This window comes from Gilliamella sp. B2717 (genome assembly GCF_026536675.1).
Taxonomy (GTDB): domain Bacteria; phylum Pseudomonadota; class Gammaproteobacteria; order Enterobacterales; family Orbaceae; genus Gilliamella; species Gilliamella apicola_I.
The window spans coordinates 145,266-153,601 of sequence record NZ_JAFNNQ010000019.1; the positions used below are offsets into that span (position 1 = coordinate 145,266).

Here is an 8,336-nt window from a genome sequence, read left to right on the forward strand (position 1 = left end):
ACATCTATTTGATGTTGAGTTCATATAAACTTATCTTTTACTCACCCATAGGGGAATTTTATCCCTATCGGGCATAAATTCTCCTTTTTATTTACTTATTTTTGGAGAATATTATGACTAACTTAACTAATAACACAGTAACTAAACAATATTTTGATTTACATACAACTGGAATTGGGTATTTAAACCGAATCCGTGAAGTTAAAGTAAAAAATGGTAACCCTTATTTATCATGTACAATCGCTGCACTTCGAGGTAATTGTCAAAACGCCGAATATACTTACATTAACTGTAACGTTACTGGTGAAAAAGCAAAAACCTTAGTTGAAAAATGCACTGATGCATTAAAAGCTAATAAAAAAATTTTAATAAGTTTCTGTGTTGGTGATATCTATGCTGAAACATTTACATACGAGACTGGGTCTAAAAAAGGAGATGTTGGAATCAATTTAAAAGCTCGATTATTGAAAATCTCCAGTATTAAAATTGATGGTGAACTTAAATATTCGGATAAAATCGAACATTTAGAAAATCAAAGTGAACCTCAACAAATTGACGAAGAAATTAGAAATATTGCATAATGATTAATAATAAAAAAAGCAAGGAAACTTGCTTTTTTTAATTGTAAAATCAGTTGCTTTAACCCACTATTTGTGATGTAATTGTTCACAGGTTGACTTATGATAAAAAGTTTTAAACATAAAGGATTACAGTTATTTTTTGAAACTGGCTCAGCTAGAGGTATCAGAGCTGATCAGTCAAGAAAAATTAAACATATGCTAACGTATCTAAATGCAATTTCGGATATAGATGAAATTAGAAATTTATGGCGATGTCATCAGCTAAAAGGTGATCGTAGTAATGTCTGGTCACTAACCGTATCCGGTAATTGGCGATTAACTTTTGAATTTAACGATGGCGATGTATTTATACTGGACTATGAAGATTATCACTAGGAGCATTTATGGAAATGTTTAATCCTTCTCACCCCGGTGAAATTTTATTAGATGAAATTTTACCTAATACATTAAATATGACTATTACCGATTTTGCTAAACATTTGGGGTTTTCACGTGAAGCAATATCAAGAGTTTTACACGGTAAAGCTCCTATATCGCCGACATTAGCTTGGCGATTAGAACAAGCTGGTATTAGTACTGCAAGAATGTGGTTATCATTACAATCGCAGTATGATTTATGGCAAATTAAAAGCAAATCAAACCAACCGGAAATAATTCGTTTAGTTCCGTGTTCAATATAGTCTTAATCTACAAACAACATAAGGAAATATCTATTTAATTGATATTTCATTCACTTACCCATAGGGGAATATTTTCTCCTGTGGAAATTATTCTCCTTACTTTAATTCATTAGGAGAATTATCATGACAATTAATTACATCATTGACTTATTTGAAAATAATTATGGATATAAATTAGAAATCACCTTTACTGACAATAACCAGGTTGAGATTATTAATTCTGAGCATAGTTTTAATTCAATTATTGAAGTTGAAAATAAAATCACTCACCTTCTTGGTAAAATTTGGATTGATGGTGCAATAAATAATCGTCCATGTAAAGTTGAACGAGCATCAATAATAGACAATTCTACTAATAGCATAGTGATTAGTGGCTTAGTAAATGCACTATTAGTTCATTGGCAGTTAAACCAAACAACTAGTTTTTCCGAATTTCTGAAACGCAAATTAATAGCTGTTCGTAATATTGAAATAGATAAACTCATTAATCTAGCTCGTTATGAATTAGCTTTATAGATATTTTACACAACAATACCATTTCCATTAGGAGGATGCTCCTAATGGAGGGTTCTCCTTCAATTAAACTATAGGAGAACAATTATGTATATTGAGAATAGTAGAAAACTCTATCTTAGAGATGACATTATAAAAATTGATAAAGATATTTTGTCTAATATTCAACGTTATGATTTGATTAAGTCATTATCTGATGCTGGTGGTGTTGAATTTAATATTTACTGGTCTAAGATGGAAAATTGGCTGAAAAAACAATGGCAATGTAAATATCAAACTGATTTTTATGAAAAAATTGCCATTCGTTTTAATTCATCCTACAAAGAAATGTTATCATCAGGAAATTTTGAACAATGCTTTTTGATCTGTTTTTTAGAACATTTTAAAGAGTTAGGTCATGATGCCTATTTTGACTTATACTCAGAAGCAGTATTAAACATTGATGGGCATATTATTGATAATATTAATGAATTAACAAGTTAATTATAGTATAAAGACTAAATGTGCATAACACATTTAGTCTTTATTTTATGACTATTATTACTTATCATATTGTTAATGGATTTATAATAACAAAAACTGACATATAACATGCCAGCTTTTATCTTATATCACTTATTTTATACTGCAATTAGCTGTCTTGCTAAAGCCACTTCAATAGATTCATCATCAGAATTAAGTATATCTAATCCTGATTCAGGCATTTCACCTGAAGTACTTTGTGATACTGCTATTTTCTTGGCCATGAGCGCAAGACAACTTGTTTGAGCAGAACGTTCATAGCCCAAAAATATAACTTTTACGTCATTTTTTTGGCCAATACGAAACGAACGTTTGGCTGCTTGTTGCAATGTATATACATTAAAACCTGTTTGTAAGAAAATAATGGTCGGAAAATCGAGTAAATCAAGACCTGTTTTAACAAGTTCAGGATTAGTTATGACAACATCATAATCCCTATCAACTTTATCAAGAATCCAATCCTCCCGCTTTTCTGGCGAAACATTAGCTTTCAATACAGCCGTTTTTAATCCTGCTTGCTCAAGAATTTGCTTTAACCTACCAGTTATGTCTCGAGTGCCGGTATACGTTGCGTATACTAATGCTTTTCGACCTTGAGCTTTTTCAGCTAAACACAGTTCAACTAAATACTGCTCTTTGGGTGAAATATCAATTAAGCAGCCACTATTATCACCATTACTAAATATTGATGGCACAAAAGCTATTTTATCTTTTGTCCTTGGATGTATGACCGTTTCGGCTCTAAAACAGCAGTCTGGCCAAGCTAATAATGTATTGAGAACAACCCCCAACAGAGTAGTATCTTTTTTTGCTAGCGCTTTTCTTAACTCACTTTTTAATGTATTAGATAAGCTATCATAATAACTTCGTTGTTCATCAGACATTGAAATATCAATATATTCTTCAGTGTATTTAGGCAAAATGTTATCTCCTATGTCTTTAAGCTTCAGGAATACAGTATAAGGTAACACATAACGTAAAATGCCTTTCGGTCCAAAACCTGGTGCTTTTTGTGTTCTGTGTGAGATCTGATTTCCTTTAGCGGTTTTATGACTATCTCCGTGTTGCTCGGTATAAACATCTTTAATAATTCCGTGGTCTCGCATAAATTCCATAGCAGCTGTACCAAGTGATCCTCTGCTATTGGGTTTGTAGCCATCTTCAATCACCTTTGAGGTTAATACCCTGAAAAGTAAGAAAAATAAATCATCAGCATATCCGCCCATTAAAGTACCAGTTAAAAGTAAAATTTTTTTAACCTGGCTTGCAAGTACCCCCATTGCCTGACCTTGCGCCGACCCTTGATTTTTATACTCATGGCCTTCATCAACAATCAGTAAATCGAAAAAGCCTTGAGGTAAATACCGTTTGATAAACTCAGTCGCTTGATAAGAACCTTCACCAAATCCGAATTCAAGTTTTGCTAAAGCTTTCTCCATTCTTCGAGCTTGTCTATCAGTGAAGATAAAATCACCATCTTCATTCATTAGGTTAACAAAATCTGCGGAGTTATCCGCAAGCATGTCCGAAAGAAAATCATCACCGAATTGATCTATCAGTTTTTCAGCTTTCACTGGTCCAATAAAAGGAATTTGGCACATTGATTTTTTAACCCTGTCTCTGAAGCTTGAATTCGATTTATTTGATGTTCTCATCAATGTCCATAAAGCACTGCCGCATTTTTCACAATTTCCGCGTTTGTCTCGAAAAATAAACTCATGTAAAAGTATCGGCTCTCCCTCATCGTTACGACAAACATTGAAACAATCAGGGCAAGCTGCACATTCACGCTTGATATATTTTGTAGCAACCTCTCCGTGTTCATCATGAATGTTATGCTTTTGATAAACAGGCTTTGATTTCAATGTATGTCTCCAGTGATAGCCCATTCTCATACGAACACGTCCTAAAACGTAAAATTCTGGCACATCAGACGTAATACCCAATCGCAACTCTTGTCTCAATTTGAGTAACTTAACAAGTGTATCTGGACCGTTTAACACCCATACTCTTGCACCTGGTATCGTTTCTAAAATTTCTCGTCGCCATTTATATACAAGATGAGGTGGCGAAATTATCAGATTACGTCGATACTGGGCTTCATAGTGAAGTACTGCTGCCACAGCAATTGCCATTATTGTCTTTCCAGTTCCCATTTCTGCATTGATAATCGCAGCGGGTTCATTCTGATCTAATAACAATTTTGTAACAGCCTGTACAACATGAGCTTGAGCAGTAAAAGGTTTACGTTTTAGCCGATCCATAATTGATTGTCGTTCAAATGACATATCATCCGGAAGATAGACTGGAGGATTAGATGCATTTAAACTATCCAATAATGAATCTTTAAACTCGTTAATAAAACTATTTAAATCAATTTGTATATTTGATGTTACTTGTTCCATTTTTAATCCTTAAATAAAAAGGGATACAAGCTCCCAAAGGGATTGTATCCCTTATGGGTTAATGTTTAAATTAATATAGATTTAATATTCATTTGGCAACATCAACGTAGTTATAAAACCCCGTTCATCATGCCATTCAGTAATAATCCATAGTTTTGTATCATCAGAAAGCTTATAACTTGCAAATAAGCGATCATTTTTTTGTCCTTGTTTTAATACTTGATCATTCAATTTTGTATCACTATCGTCCATATCATCTCCCCAATCGCCATTTCTATAACGACTGAAAGCTTTTGAAACAGCAAGTGCCATATCACAATCATGTTCGGCCAAAAACTTAATTCCTGGTGTATAATAAATCAATCCAGTAAGAACTGAGCATGATTGATTATTCTCAATAATTTCAACATGTTCATCATTTTCATCCAATTCATCAACTTTATTAATTTGAGTCGAAATTACCAATAACGAACCAAATGTTTCAGAATATGGAGTGAAATCCCACGCTTTTATTGAAGGAATAAATTTATCTGTCAAAATTGTTTTTGATTCAACAACAAGGCCCTCATCATCCAAAGTATCTTCAACACTTTTCAACTTTGATTTGTAAGTATCACCTTTGATAATATAAGTTTTACCTGTATTGGATTTTACAATACCGTTAATTTCACCAGCAGCTAGTGCTAGAGATAAATGCCAGTCGGACATTTTACACAACGGTTTACGTTTAGATTCACAACATCTTTTGAAAAAAAGATTAAAGTCATTCCATAATCCACCGATCTTTTTAACTTCCTGCTCTAACTCTACATCAGTAAATGATAACTTATAAAAAGATTTAATTTCACTTTTTGATTCAGGAATTTGATAATTCGGCTTATCTGTCACAGCAATCTCATCAGGAACAATTTTTCCTTCAAAAATAGCCTTAAATTTTGCCTTCATTTCATTTTTTTCCTGAAGAGCTATATCATTTTGTCGAACTTTTCTTCCAAAAATAACAACTTGGTTAAATTGCTTATCACAAGCTGTAAATATTGAAATATCAGTGAACTGACTCGCAATCCAATTTGAAAGCATCTCATCAAGCTGAGTAAACGGAATTATTAATACTAAAATACCGTTATACTGAAGAGACGGAATAGTAAAACGATAAAATATTTTCTCTAATCGTTTGTAGTCTTTTTGGTAATTTGTAATTGCTCCATTATGTTCACTTGTCAAATTTCCATATGGCGGGTTTAAAAATAATAAACCAAAAGAATTAGGTGAAATAACGGTATCAAATAAGTCACTTTTTAACAGAACATCACAATATTTTTCAGCTATATCTGCTCGATATCGATTGTATTCAATACCATACAGTTTTGCCTTATGACTAATTGAATACGTAATATTACTTGCTGCTCGAGCTTCTCCGACACAAGGATCTAAAACCCTAATAGCTGTATTATCAGTTCTTACAAAATGACTAACAATTGCATTTGTTGTAGCATCATCCGTTGGATAATAGCCATTTTTAGCAAAATTATGCGCCACTCGTGGTGATAAAAGTGCAACCATACATACTTCCTATAATAAAGTTAAAATACCATCACGAATATTTTGACTCATGATTTGAGTTAATATTGTGTCGTTTACAATGATTGTTGTTGCATCAATGTCACCAACAATTGCTTTATGTTCTTTAATCATTCCTTGTTGTTTAGCAATCGATACGATTTCGTCAGCCCAATGTTCTAAAAATGGTACAGAGGAAAGAGTTTTAATTGCATCAAAGTAACGATTATATATAGTGGAAATATCTTCTTTTTTATAAATAGAAATCATTGAATTTGAATCACGGTTTGGTTCAATAATGCGTTTATCAAAAATAAAGGCATGAATCAACGAACCAAATAATGTTTTTGTTACTTTCAATGTGCGTTTTGCATAATGCTTTCCTTCGGCTAAAAACACTCGATGATGATTTAACTTAATATCCTTCAAACCATGCTTAGTTGTTTCGCCAATCGTAAGTTTTGCAAAGAGCTCCTGCATTGCCGTATCTTTTCCCCATACAGATAAAAAAATCAGTTCGGAGTCATTATTCGCAATACAACAATCACATTTCAGATCTGGTATATCTTGTAATATAAGAATGTTACTCATTAAAAGTTTCCCCTTAAATCAATATAATCAACCTAAGGAGAAACGATCTCTAGAGAGACCTTGTTCTCCCTAGAGATAAATAGAAAAGTTAAGTTAAAATTGTTCTGGCAATTTATTCCAACATTGGCTTTTATAATCAAAACAGTAACCAAGTTCTATTAACCGTTTTTTCTGTGATCGTATTTTTAAGCGATCCTCTGTTGAATCTAGTTTAACTTGATCACCTATTGGCCACAAAAACCCAAACAGTTCTGCATCACCTGAACTATGGATAATCATAGTTTCTTCAGATTGATGCTCAGAATTAACTTTCTGAACCTCAGATGACTCTCTTTGACAAATAGGGTCTTCTGATATATGTATTATTTCTGAATCTGTTTCATCCAAGTTAAATGAATTAACTAGATCCATATCTTCAATATATGCACAACATTCAATAACAACGCGGTTGCCATAACTATATGAAGAAGATTTGATTTGTTTAATAACAAATGACCCTTCATACTTACCAGCTTCATACTGATCCAAAAGTTTATTATCTTTTAAAGAAAATTCACCGATGGACGTAAAAAGCTTTGCAACATTGAAATTGCCATATTTACCCGTTCTGGTCGTAATCACTAATTCACCAGGTATTGATATCATATTAATGCTCCAGGATAAAAAGTAAAAACCATTACCTCTTTCATCATGTCATGAGGTGAGCTGGTTTAAATAGGAAAACTATTTTTGTAGTTGATGATAATTTCTAACTTGAGTACGCCATTCTTGATTTACTTCAAAATTAGCTAATTCAAGATAATTAAGTGGACATGAATTATATGGAGGAAAAGATGATTCACAATAAAATGAATAGCTCCAAGCCTCGTTAATTTTTTTGATCAAATTACATTTTATATAACAATATTTACCCGCTAGTAAAATATTTTGATAATCATTTGTAACATTAAATTCAATTAATGACCATAATATGGTTAAACCATGAACATAGTCATTACAAACATAAAATTGCAATGTTTTTTCTTCATAATATTTACTATACACAGGAGCAATTAATAAATTAATCAACTCAGATTTAGTATGAATATTATGCTCTGAATACCATTTCATAATAACCCTCCTCAAAAAAAATCAGGAGATATCACCCAAGAGGAGTGAAAATCTCCCCCTCTTGGTTGAAATTATAATTTAGACTTATGTAAGTATTGTTGAATAATTGAACTTAATGATACATCATCTGGAATAGTTGCTTCGCAATTAACTAAAGCAAGGAAATATTCTGTTGAAAGAAGTATGTATTCGTTGGTTAACATGGATATTCTCCTAATTAAGTGAAATAAGGAGAATAATTTCCACAGGAGAAAATATTCCCCTATGGGTGAGTAAAAGATAAGTTTATATGAACTCAACATCAAATAGATGCTACCAACCTACGAATGTAGTGAGTTTGTTGGCTAATGGTATGTGATCACCTTAATAAAGGA

10 protein-coding genes are annotated in these 8,336 nt (G+C 32.3%); 5 read left to right on the top strand and 5 right to left on the bottom strand.

Annotated elements, in window-relative coordinates:
* Positions 1–113 precede the first annotated feature (113 nt).
* The 5 genes from J3U35_RS04415 to J3U35_RS04435 all read left to right on the top strand — a co-directional run bounded on the left by J3U35_RS04415 (position 114) and on the right by J3U35_RS04435 (position 2,257).
* Positions 114–581, top strand: a complete 468-nt coding sequence (locus J3U35_RS04415) for an STY4534 family ICE replication protein (RefSeq protein WP_267347824.1) — start codon at positions 114–116, stop codon at positions 579–581.
* A 99-nt stretch (positions 582–680) separates the two neighbouring features.
* Positions 681–956 carry a type II toxin-antitoxin system RelE/ParE family toxin gene (locus J3U35_RS04420; RefSeq protein ID WP_267347825.1) on the top strand — a complete coding sequence of 92 codons (276 nt, stop codon included), beginning with the start codon at positions 681–683 and terminating at the stop codon, positions 954–956.
* Positions 957–964: 8 nt separating this feature from the next.
* Positions 965–1,261, top strand: a complete 297-nt coding sequence (locus tag J3U35_RS04425) for a HigA family addiction module antitoxin (protein WP_267347826.1) — start codon at positions 965–967, stop codon at positions 1,259–1,261.
* Between the two features lie 123 nt (positions 1,262–1,384).
* Entirely contained in the window at positions 1,385–1,777 is a 393-nt protein-coding gene (locus J3U35_RS04430) for a hypothetical protein (RefSeq protein WP_267347827.1), read from the top strand.
* An 84-nt stretch (positions 1,778–1,861) separates the two neighbouring features.
* Positions 1,862–2,257, top strand: a complete 396-nt coding sequence (locus J3U35_RS04435; RefSeq protein ID WP_267347828.1) for a hypothetical protein — start codon at positions 1,862–1,864, stop codon at positions 2,255–2,257.
* 137 nt (positions 2,258–2,394) lie between these two features.
* Here the strand turns inward: J3U35_RS04435 and J3U35_RS04440 are convergent, their stop codons facing one another.
* The 5 genes from J3U35_RS04440 to J3U35_RS04460 all read right to left on the bottom strand — a co-directional run bounded on the left by J3U35_RS04440 (position 2,395) and on the right by J3U35_RS04460 (position 7,962).
* Positions 2,395–4,701 carry a DEAD/DEAH box helicase gene (locus J3U35_RS04440; protein WP_267347829.1) on the bottom strand — a complete coding sequence of 769 codons (2,307 nt, stop codon included), beginning with the start codon at positions 4,699–4,701 and terminating at the stop codon, positions 2,395–2,397.
* Positions 4,702–4,782: 81 nt separating this feature from the next.
* Positions 4,783–6,264, bottom strand: a complete 1,482-nt coding sequence (locus J3U35_RS04445; RefSeq protein ID WP_267347830.1) for a DUF6094 domain-containing protein — start codon at positions 6,262–6,264, stop codon at positions 4,783–4,785.
* A 9-nt stretch (positions 6,265–6,273) separates the two neighbouring features.
* Complete coding sequence (locus tag J3U35_RS04450) at positions 6,274–6,852, bottom strand: hypothetical protein (RefSeq protein WP_267347832.1); 579 nt, start codon at positions 6,850–6,852, stop codon at positions 6,274–6,276.
* Between the two features lie 93 nt (positions 6,853–6,945).
* On the bottom strand, positions 6,946–7,497 hold the full coding sequence (locus J3U35_RS04455) for a DUF3275 family protein (protein ID WP_267347834.1): 552 nt from the start codon (positions 7,495–7,497) through the stop codon (positions 6,946–6,948).
* A gap of 78 nt (positions 7,498–7,575) precedes the next feature.
* The gene (locus tag J3U35_RS04460) at positions 7,576–7,962 is read right to left on the bottom strand and encodes a hypothetical protein (RefSeq protein ID WP_267347836.1); all 387 of its coding nucleotides are present in this window, start codon (positions 7,960–7,962) and stop codon (positions 7,576–7,578) included.
* Between the last annotated feature and the right edge of the window lie 374 nt (positions 7,963–8,336).